The 23,518-nt window shown below is 67.3% G+C and carries 29 protein-coding genes and 1 tRNA gene; 21 read left to right on the forward strand and 9 right to left on the reverse strand.

Going from position 1 to position 23,518, the window contains the following annotated elements; all coding sequences use genetic code 11:
* The 19 genes from D0D37_RS12805 (at window position 1) to D0D37_RS12895 (ending at window position 13,809) form a co-directional block, all read left to right on the forward strand.
* Window positions 1–423, forward strand: a complete 423-nt coding sequence (locus D0D37_RS12805; RefSeq protein ID WP_162834191.1) for a head-tail connector protein — start codon at window positions 1–3, stop codon at window positions 421–423.
* Complete coding sequence (locus D0D37_RS12810) at window positions 414–743, forward strand: hypothetical protein (RefSeq protein ID WP_116200730.1); 330 nt, start codon at window positions 414–416, stop codon at window positions 741–743. Before D0D37_RS12805 ends, D0D37_RS12810 begins: the two co-directional genes overlap by 10 nt.
* A gap of 13 nt (window positions 744–756) precedes the next feature.
* Window positions 757–1,101 carry a hypothetical protein gene (locus D0D37_RS12815; protein ID WP_208719925.1) on the forward strand — a complete coding sequence of 115 codons (345 nt, stop codon included), beginning with the start codon at window positions 757–759 and terminating at the stop codon, window positions 1,099–1,101.
* Entirely contained in the window at window positions 1,098–1,526 is a 429-nt protein-coding gene (locus D0D37_RS12820; protein ID WP_116200731.1) for a minor capsid protein, read from the forward strand. Before D0D37_RS12815 ends, D0D37_RS12820 begins: the two co-directional genes overlap by 4 nt.
* A 28-nt stretch (window positions 1,527–1,554) precedes the next feature.
* Window positions 1,555–2,076 carry a hypothetical protein gene (locus D0D37_RS46555; protein ID WP_162834192.1) on the forward strand — a complete coding sequence of 174 codons (522 nt, stop codon included), beginning with the start codon at window positions 1,555–1,557 and terminating at the stop codon, window positions 2,074–2,076.
* Window positions 2,077–2,106: 30 nt separating this feature from the next.
* On the forward strand, window positions 2,107–2,625 hold the full coding sequence (locus D0D37_RS12825; RefSeq protein WP_162834193.1) for a phage tail tube protein: 519 nt from the start codon (window positions 2,107–2,109) through the stop codon (window positions 2,623–2,625).
* Window positions 2,625–3,170 carry a DUF7426 family protein gene (locus D0D37_RS12830; protein WP_116200733.1) on the forward strand — a complete coding sequence of 182 codons (546 nt, stop codon included), beginning with the start codon at window positions 2,625–2,627 and terminating at the stop codon, window positions 3,168–3,170. The genes D0D37_RS12825 and D0D37_RS12830 overlap by 1 nt, the downstream gene beginning before the upstream one ends.
* Window positions 3,171–3,355: 185 nt before the next feature.
* Window positions 3,356–5,761, forward strand: coding sequence for a phage tail protein (locus tag D0D37_RS12840; RefSeq protein ID WP_116200734.1), 2,406 nt, complete (start codon window positions 3,356–3,358; stop codon window positions 5,759–5,761).
* Complete coding sequence (locus D0D37_RS12845) at window positions 5,761–6,645, forward strand: phage tail family protein (RefSeq protein WP_116200735.1); 885 nt, start codon at window positions 5,761–5,763, stop codon at window positions 6,643–6,645. The genes D0D37_RS12840 and D0D37_RS12845 overlap by 1 nt, the downstream gene beginning before the upstream one ends.
* Before the next feature lie 15 nt (window positions 6,646–6,660).
* A complete protein-coding gene (locus tag D0D37_RS12850) occupies window positions 6,661–7,860 on the forward strand; it encodes a hypothetical protein (RefSeq protein ID WP_116200736.1) in 1,200 nt (399 codons plus the stop codon).
* A complete protein-coding gene (locus tag D0D37_RS12855; protein ID WP_162834194.1) occupies window positions 7,860–8,990 on the forward strand; it encodes a hypothetical protein in 1,131 nt (376 codons plus the stop codon). Before D0D37_RS12850 ends, D0D37_RS12855 begins: the two co-directional genes overlap by 1 nt.
* Window positions 8,990–9,739, forward strand: coding sequence for a hypothetical protein (locus D0D37_RS12860; RefSeq protein ID WP_116200738.1), 750 nt, complete (start codon window positions 8,990–8,992; stop codon window positions 9,737–9,739). Before D0D37_RS12855 ends, D0D37_RS12860 begins: the two co-directional genes overlap by 1 nt.
* Window positions 9,740–9,775: 36 nt before the next feature.
* Entirely contained in the window at window positions 9,776–10,162 is a 387-nt protein-coding gene (locus tag D0D37_RS12865; RefSeq protein WP_116200739.1) for a hypothetical protein, read from the forward strand.
* Between the two features lie 27 nt (window positions 10,163–10,189).
* Entirely contained in the window at window positions 10,190–11,182 is a 993-nt protein-coding gene (locus tag D0D37_RS12870; RefSeq protein ID WP_116200740.1) for a glycoside hydrolase family 25 protein, read from the forward strand.
* 2 nt (window positions 11,183–11,184) lie between these two features.
* Entirely contained in the window at window positions 11,185–11,493 is a 309-nt protein-coding gene (locus tag D0D37_RS12875) for a hypothetical protein (RefSeq protein ID WP_116200741.1), read from the forward strand.
* A 3-nt stretch (window positions 11,494–11,496) separates the two neighbouring features.
* A complete protein-coding gene (locus tag D0D37_RS12880) occupies window positions 11,497–11,847 on the forward strand; it encodes a hypothetical protein (protein WP_116200742.1) in 351 nt (116 codons plus the stop codon).
* Window positions 11,834–12,136, forward strand: a complete 303-nt coding sequence (locus D0D37_RS12885; protein WP_116200743.1) for a hypothetical protein — start codon at window positions 11,834–11,836, stop codon at window positions 12,134–12,136. The genes D0D37_RS12880 and D0D37_RS12885 overlap by 14 nt, the downstream gene beginning before the upstream one ends.
* A 12-nt stretch (window positions 12,137–12,148) precedes the next feature.
* Complete coding sequence (locus D0D37_RS12890) at window positions 12,149–13,192, forward strand: hypothetical protein (protein WP_116200744.1); 1,044 nt, start codon at window positions 12,149–12,151, stop codon at window positions 13,190–13,192.
* Between the two features lie 29 nt (window positions 13,193–13,221).
* Entirely contained in the window at window positions 13,222–13,809 is a 588-nt protein-coding gene (locus tag D0D37_RS12895) for a hypothetical protein (RefSeq protein ID WP_162834195.1), read from the forward strand.
* Between the two features lie 8 nt (window positions 13,810–13,817).
* Here D0D37_RS12895 and D0D37_RS12900 read toward each other — a convergent pair whose 3' ends face one another.
* From D0D37_RS12900 to D0D37_RS46560, 6 genes are all read right to left on the reverse strand, one after another.
* Complete coding sequence (locus D0D37_RS12900; protein ID WP_116200746.1) at window positions 13,818–14,279, reverse strand: NUDIX hydrolase; 462 nt, start codon at window positions 14,277–14,279, stop codon at window positions 13,818–13,820.
* 80 nt (window positions 14,280–14,359) lie between these two features.
* Window positions 14,360–15,001 (reverse strand): dTMP kinase, encoded by a 642-nt coding sequence (gene tmk, locus D0D37_RS12905; RefSeq protein ID WP_116200747.1) that lies wholly within the window; start codon window positions 14,999–15,001, stop codon window positions 14,360–14,362.
* Window positions 14,998–16,458: a B12-binding domain-containing radical SAM protein gene (locus D0D37_RS12910; protein ID WP_116200748.1), complete on the reverse strand. Its 1,461-nt coding sequence runs from the start codon at window positions 16,456–16,458 to the stop codon at window positions 14,998–15,000. The genes tmk and D0D37_RS12910 overlap by 4 nt, the downstream gene beginning before the upstream one ends.
* The gene (locus tag D0D37_RS12915; protein WP_244223490.1) at window positions 16,436–17,254 is read right to left on the reverse strand and encodes a DNA glycosylase family protein; all 819 of its coding nucleotides are present in this window, start codon (window positions 17,252–17,254) and stop codon (window positions 16,436–16,438) included. The genes D0D37_RS12910 and D0D37_RS12915 overlap by 23 nt, the downstream gene beginning before the upstream one ends.
* Window positions 17,255–17,328: 74 nt before the next feature.
* The gene (locus D0D37_RS12920) at window positions 17,329–17,715 is read right to left on the reverse strand and encodes a hypothetical protein (protein ID WP_162834196.1); all 387 of its coding nucleotides are present in this window, start codon (window positions 17,713–17,715) and stop codon (window positions 17,329–17,331) included.
* A 395-nt stretch (window positions 17,716–18,110) separates the two neighbouring features.
* Window positions 18,111–18,455, reverse strand: coding sequence for a hypothetical protein (locus tag D0D37_RS46560; RefSeq protein WP_162834197.1), 345 nt, complete (start codon window positions 18,453–18,455; stop codon window positions 18,111–18,113).
* A gap of 609 nt (window positions 18,456–19,064) precedes the next feature.
* Between D0D37_RS46560 and D0D37_RS12930 the strand changes: the two genes are divergently transcribed.
* On the forward strand, window positions 19,065–20,405 hold the full coding sequence (locus tag D0D37_RS12930; protein WP_116200751.1) for an NsdA family TPR-like regulatory protein: 1,341 nt from the start codon (window positions 19,065–19,067) through the stop codon (window positions 20,403–20,405).
* Between the two features lie 3 nt (window positions 20,406–20,408).
* Here the strand turns inward: D0D37_RS12930 and D0D37_RS12935 are convergent, their stop codons facing one another.
* The gene (locus tag D0D37_RS12935) at window positions 20,409–20,966 is read right to left on the reverse strand and encodes an NUDIX hydrolase (protein WP_116200752.1); all 558 of its coding nucleotides are present in this window, start codon (window positions 20,964–20,966) and stop codon (window positions 20,409–20,411) included.
* Between the two features lie 76 nt (window positions 20,967–21,042).
* Here D0D37_RS12935 and D0D37_RS12940 point away from each other — a divergent pair.
* Window positions 21,043–21,131, forward strand: a tRNA-Ser gene (locus tag D0D37_RS12940).
* A gap of 323 nt (window positions 21,132–21,454) precedes the next feature.
* Here D0D37_RS12940 and D0D37_RS12950 read toward each other — a convergent pair.
* Complete coding sequence (locus D0D37_RS12950; RefSeq protein ID WP_116200753.1) at window positions 21,455–22,375, reverse strand: tyrosine-type recombinase/integrase; 921 nt, start codon at window positions 22,373–22,375, stop codon at window positions 21,455–21,457.
* A gap of 206 nt (window positions 22,376–22,581) precedes the next feature.
* On the reverse strand, window positions 22,582–23,073 hold the full coding sequence (locus tag D0D37_RS12955) for a MarR family winged helix-turn-helix transcriptional regulator (RefSeq protein WP_116200754.1): 492 nt from the start codon (window positions 23,071–23,073) through the stop codon (window positions 22,582–22,584).
* Window positions 23,074–23,518: the final 445 nt, after the last annotated feature.

The raw sequence follows: 23,518 nt of genomic DNA on the forward strand, positions 1-23,518 counted from the left end.
GTGGCGCGTGTGTACGCGACCGCCGAGGACTACGCGAACTGGCTCGACCTCACCACCCCACCCGAAGGCATCACCCGGTCACTCGCGCGCGCGTCGCGGCTCGTCGACTGGCTGCTCGTGACCGCGGTCTACGTCACCGACCCGGCCGGATATCCCACAGACCCGGACAAGCGCGCCGCCGTGCGGGATGCCACGTGCGCGACCGTCGCATGGTGGGAAGACACAGGCGACGACACCGGCGCGGCCGCCCGCTACACCTCGACCGGCATCGGGTCCGTCACGCTGTCCCGCGCGAACACACCAGCCGCCGCGACCCCCGCCGGCGCGCAGGCCGCCCGCCTGGCCCCCGAGGCTATGCAGCTTCTCGCCGACGCCGGTCTCGGCGACGGCCCGGTCGAGCAGGAGGTCGCCCGGTGGCGGTGACCATGCCGGCGTTCCTACTCCCGCACACCGTGACCGTGAAGCCCTACGCCGGCGCCGGCGCATACGGGCCGAGCTTCGGTCGGCCGTTCACCATCCGCCGCGCCTACGTCGAGGACCGGCGCCGCCTGGTCCGCGCGTCCGACGGCGCCGAGACCATCAGCGAAACGACCGTGATCACTCGGCCCGGCCCCTCGATTCCGGCGGGCTCGGAGGTGACCGTGTGGCCTGGTACGCCGGCCGCGCGCTCGGCGACCGTCATCACCTCGAGCACGTTCGATCACCCCAGCGCGCCGGCGCATGTCGAGATCACGCTCACGTAGGGAGATACCCGCCGTGCGGCTCAAGACTGAGTTTCACTGGAAAGGCGACCACCTCATCGACGAATTCACCCGCGGCGCAGAGAAGGGCGTCAAGCTCGCCGCCGAGCATGTTCGCAGCGTCGCCGTGAACCGAGCGCCGAAGGACACCGGCGCGCTCCGCAACACCGGCACGGCGACCACCGACGGGCTCGACGGCGCCGTCTCGTTCGACACCGAGTACGCCGTGCGCCAGCACGAAGAGACCACCTGGCACCACGAAGACGGGCAAGCGAAGTACCTCGAGACCGCGCTCGACGACGAGATCGACGTCGCCCGGCAGATCATCGCCGCGCAGATCCGCAAGGCGACCCGCTCGTGAGCTTCCTCGCCGAACTCGGCGACATCCTCGCCCGCCACTTGGCCGCAGTCGGCGCCGGCGTCTACCGGCCCGACGGGGTGTACACGCCCGGCGAGACCGGCATCGTGTTCGGTGCCATACCGGCCGAGCCGCCGCAGGTGGTCGCGCTGCTGCTCTACCCGCTCACCGCGGATACCGACGCCGACGCCGAGTACGGCCTGCGCATCCGGTACCGCTCGGCCGGCCAGGACCCGCGCGACGCGCTCGACCTAGTCGACGTCGCGTTCGACGCGCTCGCCGGTGCCGGCGAGCAGCAGCTCGGCCTCGGCGTCCACCTGGTCACCCGCGAGACCTCGAACCCCAGCGGCACCGACCAGAACGGCCGCTACTTGCACACAGACACCTACAACATTCGGGCGCACCACCCAACAAGGTACCGAGAATGACAGGATACGCACTCACTACGCTTACCGTATGCAGAGTGCACAAGTTTCCATTTGGGTACCACTAGCGGTCGCAATTCTTGGCATCTTCGGCGTGGTCGCCGGACAACTGGTCAATGCACGCAGGGAAAGTGTCCGCCTAAAAGCTGAACGTGAAGCGCGAGCATTTGAACACTGGCGCGACAAGCGACTAGAGCTATACAGCGATACGACTAAGATCCTCCACGAATGGAGTGCGCGAACAATTGACCTATGCGTCGAAGAACTCGATCACGAAGAGACATGGTCGATCATCGAAGACTTACATTCGCACGACGACAAGGTCGAAGCCCTTGAGTTTCAACTCGCACTAATAGGATCAAAGGATGTCGTTGAAACCTTGCATGATGCCATGAAGGTGCTTCGCAAAGTCTCAGAAATTGCGCACAGTGAGATGAAGAGCAAGGGTCACTTAGATCCGGCCGGCCCCATTTCCGAGGCATCCAAAGCTACATACCGCGAAATCGGCTATGTAACGCACGTGATGCGAACAGAACTCGGAAACCCCGAATGATGTTACTTCGACAGAACCAGGAGAAGAGAAATGGCCCTACGGTCCATGCTTGCGAGCGACTGGACACTTGAGGTCAATACCGCAGCGACCGCGACCACCCCCGTGTGGACGCCCGTTCGCGGGCTGTCGAGCTTCTCGGAGTCCAGCGACGACAACACCGAGGATGACGCGACGAACGACGCGCCCGGGTGGGGTTCGGACGTCATCACACAGCGGAAATGGAAGATCGAGGCCGAGGGCAAGCGCAAGCGCGACACCAAGGCCAGCACCTACACCCCTGACCAGGGACAGGAGTTCATCCGCAAGGCCGCGCGCAAAGTCGGTTTCGAGGCTGACGTGCATGTGCGCTGGTACCGGCGCGACGGTTCGCCGGATGCGTCCGAGGGGTACGCGCAGGTGTCCGAGTTCGAGAAGGGCGGCGAGACGACCGACCTCGAGCCCTTCAACTTCACGTTGCTGGGCCAGGGCGCGCCGCTCGAGATCACCAATCCCGCGACCGTTCCGCCGGCCGGTGGCACCGCGGCCGCGTTGACGAGCGGGGGTAAGTGATGGCGTATCGGGATCTCGACGAGCTGCTCGACGGCGGGCTCGAGCTGCCCATCGGCGGCAAGGTCTACACCGTCCCGCCGGTCGATGCCGAGACCGGTCTGCGACTGCAACGGCTGCACGACTGGATGTTCGGCGTAGCGGCCGCGGTCAAGGCGCACGAGGACGACCCCGACGCCGGCGAGCTGTCGGTGCCCGAGCCGGGCGGCGAGCTGCTGAGCGACGCGCAGGAAATCGACATGTACCGCAAGTCGCTCGGCACCGCCTACGACGAGATGCTCGCGGACGGCGTCGCGTGGCCGCGGTTCAAAGTCGCTGGCATGACGGCGTTTCTGCACCATACGCAGAGCGCCGAGGCCGCCGAGGCGTACTGGAACACCGGCGGCCGCCCGGAAGCCTCGGCGGGGAATCGGGCCAGCCGTCGCGCGGCGGCCCGATCGACCCCGCAACGGGCATCCGGGAATGGTACGAGCCGGACACGGAAGGCGGTGCCGGCGACGGCCCGCAGTGGCGGCAAATCCTCGAGCGCTGGTCGCTCGTCGAGCTAGACCTGCACGAAATCTACGGCGTCGACCTCGAGGCGCCCGGCCTGCTGCGCGCCCGTTCGTGGCGCTGGCTGCGCATCCGTATCGCCGGCCTGTTCTCCACCGACGCCAGCCGACTACGCCGAGCGCTCTACCCCGAGGCTGATCGCCCCCGCCCCTGACTGATCAGCGGGCGGGGGTGATCCCCTGTGGCGCTCACCATCGGCGAGCTTGTCGGTTATCTCCGCATCGACGACAAAGGCGTCGCCGGCAAGCTCGCGCAGGCCCGAGCGAGGTTCGCGGCCGCGGCACGCGACACCGACGTCTACGACAACGCGCTCGTGCGCGCGGGCAAGTCCGCGCGCGACATGGCGATGTCTGCCGGTGCGAGCGCGCTCAAGATCGGTGCTCTTGCCGGCGCGGCCAACCTCGCCGGCGGGGCGCTCGGCGCTCTCGGCGGCGGACTGGTCACCGCGTCCGGCGCGCTGCTGATCCTGCCGGGCGCCGCGGTTGCCGGTGGCGCCGCGCTGGTCTCGCTCAAGGTCGGCATGTCCGGCTTCGGCGACGCGATGAAGAACATCGACGACCCGAAGAAGTTCGCCGAGGCCACCGCGAAACTCGCCCCTGCGGCACGGGACGCCGCGAACGCCGTGCGCGAGATAAAACCCGCGTGGGACGCGGTGAAAAGCTCGGTACAGCAAGAGCTTTTCTCCGAGATGGGCTCGGTTGTTCGCCAGCTCGGCGGACAGTACATGCCGATTCTCAAGCGTGGCATGACCGACGTCGCCTCGAGTTTCGGTGTCGGTGCCGCCGGCCTGGCTGCGTTCCTGCGCGAGGCGCAGACCGGGCGCGACGTCACGACAATCTTCGACAACTCTTCGACCGCGGTGTCGAACCTGGCCGAGACTGCGCGGCCGCTCGCGCAGGTGTTCCGCGACGTGGCGACCGTCGGCTCGACCGTGTTCGCCGATCTCACCACCGGTGCCGGCTCGGCCGCCGAGCGGTTCGCCGCGTTCATCGCGCAGGCCCGGCAGTCCGGGCAGCTCGAGGCGTGGATGCGCAACGGGCTCAACGCTCTACAGCAGCTCGGCCAGCTCGCCGGGAATGTCGGCGGCATCGTCGCCTCTGTCTTCCGGGCGATGTCGACGAACGGCGTGTCGACGCTCGACGTGCTCGTGCAGGCAACCGGCGCGGTGCGGGAGTTCCTCAACTCCGCGCAGGGCGCCACCCTGCTACAGCAGATTTTCGGCGGCATCGCCGCGGCCGGCCGCGGCTTGGCTCCCGTGTTCGCCGAGGTCGGCCGCGTACTCGTGTCCGACGTCGGACCGGCGATTGCGGTGCTCGGTCCACAGCTCGGCGCCGCGCTCGCCTCCCTGGCCCCCGCGGTCGCCCCGCTCGGTCGAGTTCTAGCGGCCCTGGCACCCGTGGTCGGTGCCGTCGCGCAGTCCTTGGCCGGCGGGCTGGCCTCGGCGATCGTGGCACTCGAACCGGCCGTCGTGGCGCTCGCCCCCGGGCTCGCGACCCTGGCCGGCCAGATCGGCACCGTCCTAGCGACCGCTCTACAGATCGTCGGCCCGCTGCTCGCTCTGCTCGCCGGTTTCCTTTCCGACAACATGAGTTGGCTCGGCCCGCTCGCGATTGCGTTCGGCACCACGGCCGCCGCGATCGGCCCTCTGACGACATTTGTCGGCGGACTGTCGACCGCTTTTCGTGTAGCTACAACGGTTTTCAACGCGCTACGGGTCGCGATGCTAGCTAACCCGTTCCTCGCGATCGTGGCCGCGGTAGTAGCGCTGGCTATCTTGATCATCTCGAATTGGGACACGATCAAGGCAGCTCTAGCGGCTGCCTGGGAGTGGATCAAGAGCACAGCTTCGGCGGTTTTTGGGGCTATAGCTGACTTTTTCTCCGGAATCTGGTCCACGATTACCGGTGCCGTCTCGGCCGCCTGGGACTTCATCACCGGACTCGTCTCCGCAGCGCTGAGCACTGTCCGTTCGGTTGTCCAAAATGGACTAAACGCGGTGCTGGGATTTTTCCGCAATATTTGGTCGAGTGTGTCCGGCGCCGTCTCGAACGGAGTGTCGGCCGTGCTGTCGTTCGTCGGCAGCCTACCCGGCCGAGCGCTGTCGGTGCTCGGCAACTTCGGCTCGCTGTTGATCAACATAGGCGGCGACCTGCTGCGCGGACTCTGGAACGGCATTTCCGGCGCCGCCGATTGGCTCTGGTCCAAGGTAAAGAGCTTTTTCGGCTCGCTGCTTCCCGGGTGGGTTAAGGACATGCTCGGTATCTCGAGCCCGTCGAAGGTGTTCGCCGACATCGGCCGTTGGATACCGCCTGGCCTCGCCGGCGGTATCGACAAGGCCGCCGGCGTCGCGACGCGCTCGGCGTCCGACCTGGCCTCGCGTGTGTCCGCCACGATGGCGGACGGTCTGAACACCCCCGCGCTCGCGTTCGCGGGCGCGACTGGAACGGGTTCCGGCGCGGCCGCAGGCATGTACGCCGCGACCGGAGGCCGCGCGACTGTCCACATTGACCAGTTCCACGCGACACCGGCGCAGTCGCCCGCCGACATCGCCGGAGAACTGGACTGGCTGAGCCGCGGGGGTGGGTAGTGGCTGCTGGTGACCTCATCACCCGCGACGGACAACTCGAGTGGCGCGGCGAACTGCTCGGCGCCGGCACCGCCTACGGATGGCGCGCCCTCGAGGGCTGGCTCGACCTGCCGCAGATGCGCGGCGGCGACATCGACCGGCCCGGCCAACATGGCGCGTTCCCGGGGCAGTTGCTCGCGCAGTCCCGCACCGTCACCTACTCGTATGTGATCTCGGCTCGGCGAGCCACCCGCGCGCAGTACGCGGCCGCGGTCGCCCGGTTGCGTGCCATCACCACGCCGAGCGAGAACCCCGACGAGGAACCGCTCGTGATCCGGCTCGACGGTCAACGCTGGCAGGCGCTCGCCCGGTGCACGCGCCGGTCGGTGCCGACCGGGCTCGAGTACGACGTCGGTTACGTCGCCGGCGCGCTGCAATGGGTCGCCACCGATCCCCGGTTGCTCGAACTGCCCGGCTTCACCGCGTCGACGATGCTCGGCGCGACGGATTCCGGCGGGCTCGGCTTCCCGGTCCGGTTCCCGATGCCGTTCGGCGCCGCTGCCCGCGGCGGGGTGATCACGTGGACGAACACCGGCACGGCCGAGGCGTGGCCGGTATGGCGGATCGCCGGCCCGGTCCGCGGCCCGTCCATCACTCGCCGCGATACGGGGCAGGCGCTCGAGTTCGACCCGGATTGGTTCATTCCCGCGGGGCAAGTCGTCGAGGTCGACACGCTCGCCCGAACCGTGCTGTTCGTCGGCAGCAACGTCTCGGCGTCCGACCGCCTGTTCACCCGCGGATGGTTCAGCTTCCCACCCTGCCGAGAGACACAGGCCGTTTTCGCTTCTGCCGCACCGAGTTCCGACTCTCGCCTGTCGGTGACCGTGCACAACACCGCCATGTGAGACGGAGGTTTCCTCATGCCCGAGCGCAACTCGTGGGCCGTCGGGTCCACCGATAAACCGCTCATCAGCACCGAAGACGCGCGACTCGCCGTGTCCGCGCTGCTCATTCCCGGGGCGAACGCCGTCACCGCGCGCAACGGCATCCGGCCCGCCCCGGGAACCCCCGGGCGCGTCCACGCGGCCGGCACGGCAAGCGGCTCGATCGTGGTCGAGCCGTTCCAAGGCGCCGTACGCGCTTCCCGCGGTATCGGGTCCTACCTGGTGTCGCTGGATACAGCGAAGACCCTCGACGTGCTCGCCGTTCCTGCCGATCCAGCGAACGACCGCTACGACCTGGTGATCGCGCAGCAGTTCGACGAGTTCTACCTCGACGCCGCGACCCGGTTCGATGTGCGGCTCGTTCGCGGCAGCGCCTCGGCGACACCGAGCGACCCCGTCGTCGACGGTTCGCGCGATTGGTTTCCCCTCGGCCGCGTCCGCGTGACCGCCGGCGCGAACAAGATCACCGACGCCATGATCGACCAGCTATCGCCCGGGTGGACGGTCGCCCTCGGCGGGCTGCTGCCCGTCGGCAGCGTCGCCGAGCGCAACGCGCTCGCCGCGTATCCCGGGCAGTCGGTCTACCGCATCGACAAGGGATGGAGCGAGGTCTACGACGGTGCCGCGTGGCGCGTCCCCGGACAGGTGACCGCGGTCGCCCTGGCCGACATCACCGACCCGTACCCCAGTCAGCTCGTCGTACTCGCCAGCACTGGCCGGCTCTACCGCTGGAACGGCGAGAAGTGGCTCTACGCCGCGATGCTCAACGGAGCGACCCCGGGCGGCGACTGGACGATCACCACCAACCAGCCGACCTCGAACGCGCCGACTCTGCTCACCTTCCCCCAGATCAACCGGCCACCGGGCGGCATCACGCTCGCCGGTGGGGTGTTCACCATCGAAGAACCCGGCTGGTGGGACCTCTCGCTGAACCTGCGATACGGGATCGCCGTCACCGACAAGTACGCCATGATTGGCGGCTCGTCCGCGGGGAACCTGTGGGCGAAGGACAGCACAGCCGGCGGCAGCAACAACGTCTCGGCGTCCACCTCGAGGTGGCTCGACAAGGGCGCAACATTCCGATGCTACGGCTACTCGGGCACCGCGAGCGCAGTCACCAAGGAATCGCCCGGCGACCTGATCAGCGGCTTTACCGCCGTGTGGCGGGGGCCGTGATGGCGCTGCCTACGTACACGTTCCTCGTTGCCGACATGCGCAGCGGCAACGTGCTCGACGAGCTGCCTCTGTCCGGCGTCAAGTACAACCGGCCGTTGAACGACGCGGGGAAGTTCTCCGGCACGTGGGATCTGTCCCGGCACCCGTCGACGCGCCGGCGCGACCCGTACGAGCTGACGATGCCGGCCCGGCGCGCGCTCTACGTCCTGCGGGATGACCGGCCGATGTGGGGCGGGCTCATCTGGACCCGCAAATACGACAGCAGCACCGGCGCCGTCGAGATCCAGGGGTCGGACTGGTGGAGCTACTTCGACCACCGCAAGGTGTTGCCGCTGCTGCCCGACCCGGTCGCCGTCGACCGCGTCGCGAAGCTCACCACCCGCTACAACGACGCCGAGCAAAACGACATCGCGCGGCGCCTGGTACAGCTCGCCCAATCGCACGCCGGCGGCGACATCCGGGTCGAGGTCGACGACTCGCAATCGTTCATCTACCGCGACCGCGAATACCCCGGCCACGCGCTCACCGACACCGGCGAGGCCCTGCGCCAGCTCTCGCGCGTCATCAACGGCCCCGACATCATGTTCGGCGTCGCCCCGGGCACCAGCGGCCGCGTCCGTCGCATCATGCGCGTGGGCACGCCTCGACTCGGCCAGACCGGCACCGCGCACGTGTGGGAGACCGGCGGCAACATCCTCTCCTACGTCTGGCCGTCGGACGCTACGCGGATGGCAACGCGCACGTTCGCCACCGGTGACGGCATGGCCGAGGGAACCCCGATCGCCGTCGCCGAGGACACCGCGAAGTACCCGGCGCACTGGCCGTTGCTCGAATCCGAACAGGGCTACTCGAGCGTGAGCGACGTCGAAACGCTGCAAGGTCACGCCGACGCCGACCAGCTCGTCGCCCGGCTGCCCGTCGTGCTCCCGACGCTCACCGTGCGCGGCGACACCGCGCCCTACGTCGGCGAGTGGGACACCGGCGACGACGTCCGGGTCGTCATCCGCGACGCGTTCATGCGCCGCGGACTGGACACGGCAATGCGGATCGTCGACGCGCAGTACGCGCCCGGTGAATCCGTCGAAACCGTCACCATCACCATGAGCCCGCTCATTGAGGACGCCGCCTAATGCAGGTCAACCAGCCGTCAAACATCATCGACCGCGTCATCGCCCTTGAACGCGAGTTGGCCTCCGTGCGCAAGAAAGTCGGCTTGTCCTCGGCCGTCATCGCCCGCGGCGGGTTGACCCTCGTCGACGACAGCTACATCAAGGTGACCGATTCCGACGGCGTCGAAATCCTCTACATCGGCCCGGATTCCCAAGGCAAGCAACGGTTTGTGCTCCGTCGCGAAGGCGGCTCGACCCTCATGTTCACCGCGGGCGCCGAGCAGTTCGGCCGCGACTACTGGTCCATGACCGACTCAACCGGCCGCGGCATCGTCTCCGACAACGCCGAGGTAGGCGTCGGTCTCGCGCGCCCGTGGCTTCCCATTGTCCTGTATCCGATGTTCATCACGCACACCTACAGTTCCGACCCCGGGCTCGGCGAGACCTTCGGCTATATGGACATCGACACCCGGAAGCTCAGCGGCGAAACGACGTTGTGGGAAGGCCGCGCGTCCGTCTCGCACCCGTGGGTCACGATCGATGGTGTCTGGGGCCAGTCCTTCGGCAAGCCGAACGTCACCTACCGGCTCAAGTTCGACGGCAACGAAGTCGGTTCGTGGGACGCGAATGTCGGGCCTGTTGTCAGCCGGCAAGGCCGGTTCAGCGTGGCCGAGTTCGTCGGCCGCGACTGGGTCGAAGTCACCTTGACCGCCTCGACGTCCGGCGCCGGCGCGATCGCCTGCCAAGTCCTTGGCTGCTACTGCATGTAGCCCGAACTATCCCATCCAGCAAGGAAAACCGAACCCGTGAACCTCGCCAGTCTCGGCGTGCTCGACATCGCCGGGACGGCGGGTGTCGCTGTCGCCGCATACCTCGTCATCCGTCGCGTGTGGACAGCCACGCGCAACGCCGCCCGCGGACTGCGCCGGCTCGGTCACTTCGCCGACGACTGGTTCGGCGAGCCCGAACGCAACGGCTCGCCGGCGCGGCCCGGCGTCATCGAACGCATTGCCGCCATCGAAACCGACGGCGCCGCCACCCGCGACGACGTGCGCGACCTCGTCGAGCGCGTCGAACGGGTCGAGCACGAGTTGCGCCCCAACTCCGGCGCGAGCTTGCGCGACGCAATCGACCGTGTCGAGAACGCCGTCGCCGACCCAACCGAGCCGCTCAACGACCGCAAGAACCGTTGACACACAACCCCTTTTCGAGAGGTGACCATGCTCTACGGCATCGACATCAGCCACCACCAGGGCGGCGCGTTCGACCTACGTCGCACCCGCGCCGAGGGATTCGACTTCGCCTTTCTCAAGGCCACCGACGGCACCGGATGGGTCGACCCGCAGTTCGGCCGTAACCTCGGCGAAGCGCGCGGCGCCGGCCTGCTCGTCGCCGCTTACCACTACCAGCGCGGCAACGCCTCGGCCGCGGCGCAGGTCGACACCATCACCCGCACCGTCCCGCGCGACGTGCCCGTGATTCCCGATGTCGAGAAGGACGGCGGAAACCTCGCGCTCACCCGCGACATCGTCGCCCGGCTCCGCGGCGCCGGCTACACCGTGCCGCTCGTCTACGTCCCGCGCTGGTACTGGCGAGACACCCTCGGCTCGCCGGCGCTCGACGGCCTGCCGCCGTTGTGGTCGAGCCGATACCCGGACATGAAAGGCGGATACGCCTCCCAGATTTACGAGCGCGTGCCGGCGAACTACTGGGACGGCTACGGCGGCGCCGGTGTCGAGGTCTTGCAGTTCACCAGCTCGGCCACCGTCGCCGGACACACCCCCGTCGACGCCAACGCCTACCGCGGCACCCGCGACCAGCTCGCCGCGCTGCTCTCGTCCCCATCCCAGCCACAGAAAGAGGTCGACATGCCCGCCATTCCCGTATCCCTGCCCTACTCCGCCGACTGGAACTACGTAGCGCTCCCGTTCGAGAGCAACGCCAACTCGACGGTAGTCGGCGACGCCTGGTTCACGATCTTCGCCGCGTGGGGCGAAGTCGAGTACGAAGTCGTCACCATCGGCGGCGGGCTCAAGCTCGTTGGCCTGATCGGCACCGCACCGACCACCGGCCGGCTCGCCGACCGACAGCGGAATTTCTGGCAGGTGCCGAGCGGGCTCGAGGGCATCGCGCTCCGGTACCGGGCGCGCAACGCCAAGGGCGAAGCCACAAACGGCCGCATTGGTTACTCGTTCCCGCAGAAGGGGAAGTGACCATGACCGAACCCACTCCGCAGCGCCAGCTCGGCGAGCGGCTCGTCGCGTGGCTGCGCTCGGACCGCGTCACGTCGTGGGTGCGCACCGTCGTACCCGCACTGTGGTCCGCCGGCGTCGCCTACCTCGTCGCGCTCGGCCTGCCCGACTGGCTCACCGAGCCGGCGAACGGGCTCGGCCAGACCGCCGCCGTTCCCGTCGTGCTCGGTGCCGTGTACGCCGCGCTTCGCTGGCTCGAGCCGCGGGTGCCGAGCTGGCTCGCGCGGTTCCTGCTCGGCTCGCCCCGTCCACCGACCTACCGTCAGGAGTAGCCCGTGCCCGCCTTGCACGACGACGTCGTGATCGAGAAGGGCACCGAGTGGGGTCGAGCGTGGCCGGTCACCTCGGGTGGCCGGCCGCTCGACCTTTCCGGGTGGACCGTGCGCGCGCAGGTCCGCGAACGCATCGACGCCGGCGACGTGCTGCACGAGTGGTCGACCGCGGCCGGCAACGCCAGCACTGCGGACTCGCGGGTCACGCTCACCGTGACCGCGGCGACCTCGCGCGCCTGGTCGTGGCTCGCCGGCGTCTTCGACGTGTTGCTCGTCGACCCCGGCGGCCGTGTCGCCCGGATTGTCGAGGGCACCGTGCGCGTGTCTCGGGGGGTGACCCGTGACAGCCCTTGAGCCCGAAGCCGGCCCGCCGGTCGCGCTCGACTGGCTCGCCGTCGGCGCCCCCGTCGACACCGCACCGCCCGGCGAACCGGGCGACGTCCTCGAGTTCGGCCACCGCCACGAGCAGAATATCGCCGCCGCGGTCTGGAACGTCTTTCACCCGCTCTCGTTCACCCCCGCCGGTGTGCACGTCATCGAGTCCACCGGCGAGCCGCTGCTCGGTGTCGTCACCTACCCCGCCGCCGGACACGTCCGCGTCGAGTTCTCCGCGCCGTGCTCCGGCGCGGCCTATCTCAGCTAGGAGACCCCGCACATGGCCGATGTACGTTTCGGCACCAACACCGACCACGGGCTCAACGAAGCTCGCAACCTGGTCGCGCACAAGGTCGCCAGCCTCCCGGCCGGCGCCGAGGCGCAGGTCATCTACCACAACGGCCGGTTGAAGATCCGCGACGCCGCCGGCAACTGGATCGACCCCACTGCCCGCGCGAACCACACCGGCAACCAGCCAGCCTCGACCGTGTCCGACCTGCACGCGACCGTCACCGGGTACCGGCTCGACGAGTTCGCCCCGCCTACCGCGCCCGTCAACGCCGGCGCGCAGCGGATCACCAACGCGGCCGCGGGCTCGGCCGCCGGCGACCTCGCCACCTACGGACAGCTCCAAGACGCCGTAGCCGCAGCGGCCGCCGGCGTCTCGTTCAAAGCGGCCGTGCGCCTGGCCACCACCGGCCCCGTGACCCGCTCCGGGCTCGCCGCCGTCGACGGCATCACCCCGAACGCCGACGACCGCGTGCTCGTCAAGGCGCAGGCCGACCCGGTCGAGAACGGCATCTACCTCGCCAAGGCGGGAGCGTGGGCACGCTCGGCCGACGCCGACAGCCCCGGCGACCTGCGCGCCGGCGCCGTCGTCGCCGTCGAGGAAGGCGCCACCAACGGCGACCGGCTCTACCTGCTCACCACGAACGGCAGCATCACCCCAGGCGAGACCGGGCAGGCGTGGGCCGTCTACGGCACCGGCTCGGATGGCTTCACTCTCGCCGGTGCCGGCCTGCTCGCCGTCGGCGCGGACACGATCGCAGTCGGAGCCGGCCGGGGCATCGTCGTCACTGCGGACGCCGTCGCCGTCGACACCGCCGTCGTCGCCCGCAAGGTCATCGCCGACGTGTCGCCGACCGCCGCCGGCGGTGTCGGCATCCGACACGGGCTCGGAAACCAGTTCGTCGACGTCTCGGTCTACGACATCAGCGCCACCATTCCGACGCTAGTACTCGTCGGCGTCGACCTCACCGACGCCGACAACGTAGCGTTGTCCTTCGGCGCCGCCGGCACCTACCGCGTGGTGGTGGTCGGGTAGTGGGCGGCGCACTCGAATACCGCGGACCGGTGCCCGTCGACGGGGTCGACCTGGCCACGATGGGGCAGCTACCCACCGTCGAGGCGCAGGCCACCGACACCACCCTCTACGGCGACCAGGTCTCGACGCTCCGGCGCGCCGATGCCATCTGGGGCGAAACGCTCTCACCCGGCTACCTCACCGTGTGGGCGACCATCGCGCCGCGGTCGCTGATCGCCAGCGTGGCGAAGTTCTGCGTCTACGCCGCGCACACCGGACTCGCCGGGTTTGACTTCGGTGTCTACGTCGGCCCGAACCTCTCGAGCGTCGACCGGAAGGCGACGGTAAGCGGGCTCGCGTGGATTGCCACCGTCGGTATGAAGTCGATCAACCTCGGCACGCTCACCGTGAACCGCGGCGATGTCGTCGCGTTCGCCGGACTCACCACGGGCAGCGGGACAGCGCCGAGGCTCGCCTCGACAACGCCGGCAACCGGGGCCGGCGCGTCCGCGCTGCTCAACGAAACCCCGTACAGCGTGTACCGGTCCGGGCAGGCCGCGCCGTTGCCGACCACGCTCAACCTGAACGATGCCGCGTGGACTCGGGCGAATCAGAAGTTTTGGGGCTCGCTTCGCTGAGCAGGCGGTCAGGCCAGGACGGGCCGCGGCTGGTCGGTCCAGCCGAGCAGGCCAAACGGGACGCCGTCGAGGTAGGCCCGAATGCCGGCGAGCGGGTACGGGATCACGTCGTCAGGCAGGTTGTCGAGCGGGAACCATTCGACGGCCGAGCACTTGTCGGGTTCACGGTTATGCGGCTCGCCGGACCAGCGTCGAGCCTCGAAGAACACGCCGAGCCGCGGCACCGGCCCGGAACCGGCGACATGCACGGTGTGCACGTGCCGCAGGTCGTCCGGATCGATGCGCACGCCGACCTCTTCGGCGGCTTCGCGTGCGGCACCGGCCGGTAGTGACTCGCCAGCGTCGAGCTTTCCCGATGGGAGGTGCCACATGCCGCCGCCGTAAGTTCCGCGCCGCTGCGTGAGTAGCAGCTCAGCGCCGCGGACGAGCAGAACGTGCACGTCAATGATGGTGTGTTGCCCGTCTTGCATCCGGCGAGATCCTCACGAGGTGGCGTTGCAACTCTGCGAGCCCGCAGGTGCCGGACGGCACGCCGCGGACCCGCAGGAGGCTACGCCGTCGCCGCTGGCGCGTCGGGACGCTCCACCAGTTCGGCGATTCGTGCAGTGAGGTAGGTCGCGACATCGACCGGGGAAGCTTGTCCGGTATCCACGGCGAGAACGGGATAGCCGCGCGCAGCGAGTCGCTTCGCGGCTTCCTCGTAGAGGTCGCTCTCTTGCTTACTCGAGCATTCACCAGTGTGGAATCGGTCGTGCGCGCCGCGGGCTGCGACCCTTGCCGCCATGACCGCCGGCGGCGCTTGCAAGATCACGGCGAGGTCTGGCCGGTCAGCCGCCGAATTGATCGCCTCTATGAACGGCAGCGGCACGCCGTCCATGCGTTGCAACACATAGGACGACGCGACGTAACGGTCGCACACGACGGTGAACCCGGCGTCGAGGTGCGGACGCACCTCGGTCTCGAGATGGAGATAGCGATCGGCAGCAACCAGGCACGCAAGGCTACGCCCGCGGTAGATCTCGGTGTTGTGCCGAGCAATCTCGCCGAGCGCAGCGTGCGACGGCTCGGTCGTGTCATACACGTGGTAACCGCGCTTCCCGAGGTATTCGCGCAGCATCCGGGTTGTTGTGGTCTTGCCGACGCCTGCCGGCCCATCGAGCGTGACGAACACCCCTCGGCTCGAGTCGTTCACGCCGCCGCCTTCCGGTCGAACTGCGCCCGAGAGACAGCGACCAGATTGCGCCGGACGTAATCAATCGGCGCCTCGCTCAACTGGATGTTGACGGAGAAATTGAACTCGTCGCGCGCACGCATCGACTCGTCGACACCGTCCGAAGTGAGGTCAACGGCGGTGTAGTTGAGCAGTTGCTCGGCCGTGTACTTACCGGACTTCATCAGCTCGCCCCAGTCGGGCGTACCGGGGTATGGCCGGTACTCGAACGCCGACGCGCGGAACCGGCCCGGCAAGGGATCGGTGATGTCCCATAGGTCGTGAACGAGCCGCACGGTGTCGTCGATCTCGGCACAGGTCTCGGTCGGAAACCCCACGATGAAATAGCCCTTGATGTTGATCCCGCGCTCAGCGAGTCGACGGACCACGGTGCGCGCCATGTCCGGGGTGATGCGTTTGTCGATGCGGGTCAACATGCGTTCATTGCCCGACTCGACGCCGAGCGCGACCTCGCGCAGGCCGTTCGCCGCGAGCGTGTCGAGCACGTCATCGCTCGCCCTGTGCAGCACGTTAATCCGGCCGGTGGCGTCCCATCTCGCCCAGTCGCCAACATGGTCCGCGGTGAACGCGCGCATCATCGTGTCGATAACGCGCCGAGCGCCGAGGAACAGGTCGTCGACGAACCGGAAGGCGTTCACACCTGCCCCGCGAAGCTCGTACATCTCGTTGAGGATGTTGTGCGGCTCGCGCGTGCGGATCGTGATATCCGGGTTCGCCGACTTCGCGGCACCGCAAAACGAACAGTTGTATGGGCAGCCGCGGGCGCCGACCATGTTCGCCTCAAGTCGGCCGTTGTCCTCGTGTGGGTCCTGCGCGAGGTATCCCCGGTCGACGAATGGCAAGCCGTTGATATCGGGCGTGAGGTGGTGCCCGCTGTTTCCTACCCCGCCCGTGACTGGGGTGCGCATGATCGGGTCGAGCCACATCACCCCCGGCAGCTCGGTTCGTCGCCGGTGGTCGTCGAGCAGGGCGGCGACCCGCGTTTCGCCTTCCCCGATCACCAGGGCTTCGCACTGGCTCATCCGATGGTCGCGCAGGATCTCGACCGGCATCGCCTTCGCCTGGTGCCCGCCGAGCATGAGCATGATGTCGCGGTTGAGCCGATCGGCGATTCGCGCGCTGATTTCGTACGTGGGCGCAAGCAGGTTGAAGCCGACCCATCGCGGTGCGGCCGCGTTCACCAAGCGGGCAGTCTGCTCGACGCCGAGCCCGTACGCCTCGGCGTCGAGCACGCCGACGTTGAAACCCTGCGCGGCCGCGTACGTCGCGATGTAGGCCATACCGAGCACGGGCAACGTGAAGTCGTTCACCCGCGGCCGCTGGTCGTAGTCCCGCAACGGCGCATTGACGAACAGAATGTCGATTTCCCGGCGAAGGTCGGCGCCGGCGATCAGATCAGAGAGCAACTCCGGTTGCATGTCGAACTCCCCAAGCGAGGGTGAGCAGCGTCCACTCGGACAACTGCGCGCCGGCCATCGCTTGCCACAGCCGCCCGAACTCAGGTTCGGGTTCCGGCCAGGAGACCGAAGGCGCGAGCTTGCCCGCCCAGGTGCGCACCGCGAGGTCGGCGAAGGGATAGAGGCTGTAGTCGTTGGTGACGTCGGCGGCAGTGGCACCAGCCGTCCAAGGGCCGATCCGGCGCACACTTTGCACAGCGGCGACGAGGTGCTCACCGGTCATGTCCGCCCAGTCGTCCGCGGCTTTGAGGCTCGCCTCGGCGGCGGCACGTAGACCCCTGCGGAAGAACTTCATGCGCAGCACGTCGAACTCGTCGTCGGACAAGGCGAGCACCTTCTCAGGCGAGGGGAACAACCACGCCGGACCGGCTGCGGTGTCGTACCGCTCGCCGTAGGTTTCGCAGAACCGGCGGTAGTTCTCGCGTGCGTGCGCGGCCTTGATGACCTGACGGGTAACCGCTGTGCCGAGCGCTTCCCAGACGTCTGAGGTGCGCACGCGAGCGACCGGGCCGTCGGCCCGCAACGGGTCACACATCACCGCATCGCCTACCAGCGTCCGCGGGTCGATCGTGTCGACGACCGGTGCGACGTCGGTGTCGCCAGCAAGCTTGACGGCGTCGATCCGGTGCCCGCCGACGGGCACCGGCGTGCAGATCACCGACCACACCGAACCGGCCGACCGGAGCACACGCCGAGCGCGCCCAGCGTCGTCACGCAGCCATCCGGGGTGGTCAAGCATCATGATCGGTTGCGACACGTTCGGCCCTTCGTTCGTTGATTCCCGACATTCTCGCGCGGGTGGCGCTCGCCCGACTCCGCACCACGTGCGTGTCATGCGACCAACTCGAGTTTCCCGCTCACGCTTTGGTATTCGTCGCCTTCTTCCGCCCACGCGAAAGCCGCGAACTCGGCAGTTTGGTCGATGAGGTGACGCCCCGAGGTTCGCCAGTACTCTTCGAGATAAGGCCGAGCACCAACGGAGTTGACCGGGAAGTCGTCATCTTCGCCTAAGCCGATGCCGCATTGGTCGATAACCTCTCCTCCCACAGGCGCGTAGACGATTTCCTCAACCTCGGCAAACTCAACATCGATATAACGGTCGCACTCGGCGACATCGAGCGCATGCCGCCCTGTACTCGACGAGAAAACATAGCAACGCAGGAAAAACCCGACGAGCGCCGCAAGCGCAAGCGTGATAATAGAACCGACGATAGTCACGAAAGGCATAAGAACCTCGCAGCTAGTAATTTGGCGAGAACTACGAACGAACTTCTATTCGCGCACTCGGCGGAATCCACAGATTCCCCGGCGTCGGTATCACAAGCCTTGGCGCATTGGGGTTAGACGGATGCGGTAGACGATGCAGGATTTCGTCGACCACTTCCAGGACCGATCCGTCTTTGAACCAGACGACATGCTTACGGTCGGAGAAGTCGATTCCATTCTCAAGCCGGTGACGGCACGCCGTAGCGTCCTCTTCATCTCGGATGAGAACCTCATCCATGTATGGCTCGTCCCAGCCGAGCGTAAATAAAACGCTCTCTGGTTGACTCGGCGACCCCGCAAGGGGTATCGCTCGAAAACCGCGAGATACCAATTCGCCAATAGCATCTTCACTTGTCCGCATCTTCTACCCCCTTGCAGGCGACCGCGTACACACCAGCCGCCAGGTTTAGAGCCTGCCACGCGATACGGTGCAGTTTGATCGCGGGAAGTCCGATAAGTACCGCACTAGCCGCCAGTGTTGCAATCAGAAAGACAGACGAATATTCCCCAAGCACGACAACAATCGACGCTATGAAAAAAAGAACACCTAGCGTAAAGAATTTTCCGAAACTTGTCGCCCACCAATACGCAACCCGAATAGGTCGACTCTCATAGGTGAGATGATGCCAAACGATCGCACGATCGCGTTCGGGTATCTGCGCTCCGGCATGAGCGAAGACCTCACCAGTCATGGCGACCTTCCGCCGGGCCGCAGCGTTGGAACGTGGCGGATACGGAGGGCCGGGGGGCTCACTCCCCGCATCCGCCACGAACTCGAGGGGGTCGCCGGACGTGCCGCCCGGTTTCCGGCCGTCACGAGGTTTAGCCGACTCCTGCTCGTCCAGAAAGCGAGCACGGTCTCGACGGACCCGACGCAAGTACGGGACCACGGCAGCAGCCACCGCGGCGCCAGCCACGGCCCCGACAACCGCTCGCACGACAACCTCACCGACGCTCACGCGGCGACCCACTCAACCTGGGTCGCGACGTAGTGCGACGTGGCGTTGTTACCGTCAGCTACCTCGTACATGCATTGAGCGTCCGCCGGAGACCACCCGCGGAAAACGACAAGCGCGCATGAGATCCGGCAGGTACAGCGCCTTAACGTCGGATTCCATACATACCCCGCATGGAATCCGCGACATAGCGTGGTGGGTCACATACACTGCGCGGTGAACAGTGAACGAGGGGTGACCACTGTGCGGAGAGCAGCGCGAACGTGTGAAGCGTGCGGCGCACGACTGGCTCGTGACCGCGTAAGCGACTATTGCGGCTCCTGCACACGCCGGCTGATCTCCCACGTGGCGCAGCCCCAGCCTGAACCGTTCTGGGAAGCGGACAGCATCCGCACCGCGCTCGAGGCGCGTCACTTCGGCTGGTTCTTTGCGGCCTACCGCCAAGAACACAAGCCCCGCGTCTCACAAGCCGCGCTCGGCCTGTGGCTCGACCTCACGCAAGCGCAGGTGAGCCGCCTCGAGGCTCCCGACGCCCGACGTCCGAGCGATCTGCACAAGCTCGAGCGTTGGGCAACGGCACTACACGTGCCGCGCTCACTGCTCTGGTTCAGTGTTTCCCATACGTCCGAAGAATCGGCCGAGCCCACAGTCGCGGTTAGCCTCGATGACGTGCAACGGCGACAGTTCTTCAAGACCGCAAGCGTAGGCGTCACAGCGATTGGCACGTCCCTGCTCGGCTCGCCCCCGGCGACCGCGTCCGGATCAACGAAGTCCCGAAGCACCGACGCCGAGATCGTCCGTCAGATGACGGAGACGTTCCGCCAGCTCGACAACCGGTTCGGTGGCGGGCACAGTCGCGGAACGACCACGATCACCAGTTACTTGACCTCGAGCGTGACGCCGATGCTGAACGACACCAGCAGGACGACAGCCGCTCGAAACGAACTGTTCGCCGCCGCCGCTGAGCTACACCAGGTCGCGGGGTGGAGCGCTTACGACGTCGGTAACGCAGCGGACGGGCAACGGCACTTGCGCGACGCGTTGAAGCTGTCGCAGGACGCCGGCGACGATGCGCTCGAGGCCGAGATGCTTGCCGCCATGTCGCACCACGCGGCGTTCAACCGGTCCCACGACATCGCGGTCGACATGGCGCTCGCGTCCAGGCGAACGGCGAAGCGTTCCGGCCTGGTTGCGCTGCAAGCCGAGGCGGCAGTGCTCGAGGCTCACGGCCAGGCGCTCAAGGGGAACACCGCGGCGTGCTTCGCGGCACTCGGCGAGGCTGAACGCGCTTTCGAGCGATTTGTGCCCGGCTCCGGGCCGGCGTGGCTGAGCTACTTCGACAGCGCCTACCTGTCTGCCAAGTTTGCTCACACCTTCCGCGACCTCGGTCACCCTGCGGAAGCCGAACAGTTCGCCCGGCGGTCACTCAGCATGAGCGACGGGTACGACCGAGGCCGGTTGTTCAACACGGCACTTCTCTCGTCGATCCTGGCCGATCAAGGCCGCGTCGACGAAGCGTGTGCCGAGGCGACAAAGGCGGTGCGGATGAGTGAGAACGTACGGTCGATCAGGGGCGGCGCCTACCTCGCCGACATTGGCCGACGCCTTGCTCCCCATAGGACCGACCGCCGGGTGCGCACCCTCTACGCGCAGATGAGCGCCGTTGGTGTTCCCACACCGGTGTAGGGCTCAGCGGTAGAACGCGAGGATGTGAAGTAGCGCGACCTGTGACGCTGCACCGACAATCTCGCCCTTGATGATGCGGTCCCGGACCGTGTCGAGGGGAATCCATGCGACCCGCTCGGCCTCGTTGATGTCCTCCGGCTCGCCGATGTACTCAGACCTCCGAGCCACGTACAGCAGGTTCTCAGCGTCGGCGCTGCCGACGATGGGCTGCAACGAGCCGAGCGGTTCGACGTCGAGGGGCCGCCAGCCCGTCTCTTCCTCGACCTCACGCGCCGCAGTCACCGCAGGATCTTCGTTCGGATTGACGTAGCCGCCGGGCAGCTCCCAGACCCACCGATCGATGATGAACCGATGCCGCCACAGCATGAGCACCCGGTCCTGATCGTCAAGGACGGCCATCATCGCGGCCTTGCGAATGCGGAACACCCACTGCTCAAAGGTCACGCCGTCGGGTAGTTCGACCGAGGCGATACTCACCCGATCACGACGTGTGTCGTCGACGAGCCGCTCGCCGTGGATCTTCCAACGTGTCAGCTCTTGCCCGTCCGCTTCGGTAGCCACGTGGCGACATGCTACGGCCCTGTAGCGAACTCGGCGGTTGCTCACCGGCGATCGGGGATCGGCTACCCTCGTACGCGGTAGCGTGTCCGAGCGGCCGAAGGAACATGTCTTGAAAACATGCGAGGGTTCTGCCCTCCGCGGGTTCGAATCCCGCCGCTACCGCCAAACTTCGGTGACCAGCGCAAACTAGCCGCGGTCACTGCTGCTTCCGCCGAGCGCGAGCACTGCGGAGCGCGAGCGCCGAGAAGTAGGCGCGGCGCGCAGACTCGGCCCTGAGAGCCCGCTCGCGCGGCGGCAGCACCCCCTCGGGGTCGACCTGCTTCTCGAATCGATCACGAGCGGCACGTCGAGCCGGAGCGGTGCGTGCTGAGCGATCCGAGGTATTCGCCCACGAAGTGTGAGCAGCGATCTTCGCGCGCGTGGTGCGCTGCGCCGGTGTCATCCCCTCGGGCTCCATGACACCAGCACAGCGCACCGCGTGGCACCGACTAGACCCGGTCGCCGATGGCCATCTCACGGGCCGACTTGTGCGCGCGTTCGCTCGCCGCGCTCGAGCCGTACCGGCCGAGCATCTCGCGCGACTTCCATCCCATGATCCGCATGAGGTCGTTCTCGTTGCCGCCCTCTAGCTGCCAGTAGTGCGCGTAAGCGTGGCGGAACATGTGAGGGTGCACGTGCCCGATACCGGCCTGCGTGGCTCGCCGAGCAACGATCGCTCGGACGCCCTCGGGTGAGAGCCCGCCTTGCCCAGTCGCGCCGAGCCACAACGCCGGTAGAGCGGCCTGCGGGTGTCGGTTCCGCACGCGCAGGTATCGGGCGATGGCTTGGCCGGTTTTCGCGCCGTACGGGATCGTGCGGAAGCGTCGCCCCTTGCCGAACACTTTCAGCTCGTCGTAATCCTGGTCGACGTCGTCGAGGTTGAGCACCGAGACCTCCTGGCGCCGCCCGGCAGTAGCCCACAGGCATCGCAAGATGGCGTTGTCGCGTCGGTCGACGAAGTCACGCCCGGGGCAGGTTTCCAACAGCGCGCCCATCATGTCCTGATACAGGATCGGGACATCCGGCGGTTCGTAATGCGGTGCCTTCATCGTGGCCATGGGCGACCGATCGATTTCTTCTTCGGTCACCAACCAATTGAAGAAGGTACGCATCGTTCGGAACTGGTTGTGCGCGTTGCCGGGGCTCGTCGTGTCGAGGACTTTCTTCACGTAGTCGCGGAGCGCGGACGTAGGGATTTCCGTCGGCTCGTACGGCTCGTCGAGAGCCATCGCCCAAGTGCCCAACTGGCACAGCACGCCGAGGTAGATCCTCACCGTGTTGTCTGATTTGTTGTCCGCCTCGAGGGAACGGCGCCACTCGCGCCCGAGCGTTCCCCACTCGCCGGGTGCGTACTTGTAGTCGTGCCTCATGCTCACCAACCTGGTCTCGTAGTGGCACCAGGCGAGCGTGTTGGAAGCGCTGTGCTCGCTCCCCGACGTACTGCAACTTGATCTTCTAACCGGCGTTTTAGCTGGTCAGAGGCTCAAATTTCTTCGGGTGGGGCTCTCGGTCGAGGTGGATTTCTCCACTTTCGCTTTCAAGGCGTCTGCATTCGGCCGCTCTGCCACGCTTCCTTCTAGGTGAGGGTATCGCGCCGTCCTTCGACGTCGTCCAGGTGTTCGAGGACTCGGGTGAACGCCGTGGCCACCGCGGTCTGCTCGTCCGGCGTCAGCAGGTCGATCAGGTGCTCGCGGGCGCCGCGCACGTGCGTCGGCGCGGCTTCGTCCAGTACGCGCTGGCCGGCGTCGGTCAGTTCGGTGAGCACGCCGCGCTTGTCTTCCGGGTCCGGGCGGCGCGCGACCAGCCCGGCTGTCTCCAGTTTCCCGATCTGGTGCGAGAGCCTGCTCTTCGTCGAGCCGAGCTGCGCCGCCAGTTCCGTCATCCGCGTGCACCGGCCCGGCGCCAGGTTCAGGCACACCAGGACCTCGTAGTCCGCGAGCGAAATGCCGTGGCTCTCGGTCAGCTCCCGGTGCAGCCGCTGCCGCAGCCGCAGCGACGCGACGATGTAGGCCCGCCAGGCGTGCTGTTCGGCCGGGTCCAGCCAGCGCACGCCCTGGTCATCGCTCATGTCCGGAAGCGTAGAAGGCCGGTTTCGCGCCCTCCGCTCCGGCCCGGCGTGAAATTTCCGGGCGAACTTCCCCCAATGGAGGGTTACGAAAAGGTTGAGACTCGGCGCGAAGAAGCGCATCCTCGGGGGACAGGCGGAGGGACGACGAGGATCCCGGAGCGCGCCGCAGGGCACGCCGGTCCGGTCTCCCACCGAGAAGGGCCAGGTGGTGGCATGGCAGGTAGTTTCCGCGGTTGACCGCCCGCTGTGTCCCCGCGATCGGCACGGCCCCGTTCCGGTTCGGTCGCGATTGCGAACAGCACGAGCACCCCGTGCGCTCCGGCGTCTGCCACGCGCACCCGGCGTCGTCATGCCGCTGCTTCTCTTCGCGGCCTCGGCACCGCGAAGGCAGCGCGCCGGACGCCTGCCCGGCCAGTGGCCAACCGCTGTCAACGAAACCTCGGTA

This window comes from Amycolatopsis circi (genome assembly GCF_003385235.1).
Classification (GTDB): Bacteria; Actinomycetota; Actinomycetes; order Mycobacteriales; family Pseudonocardiaceae; genus Amycolatopsis; species Amycolatopsis circi.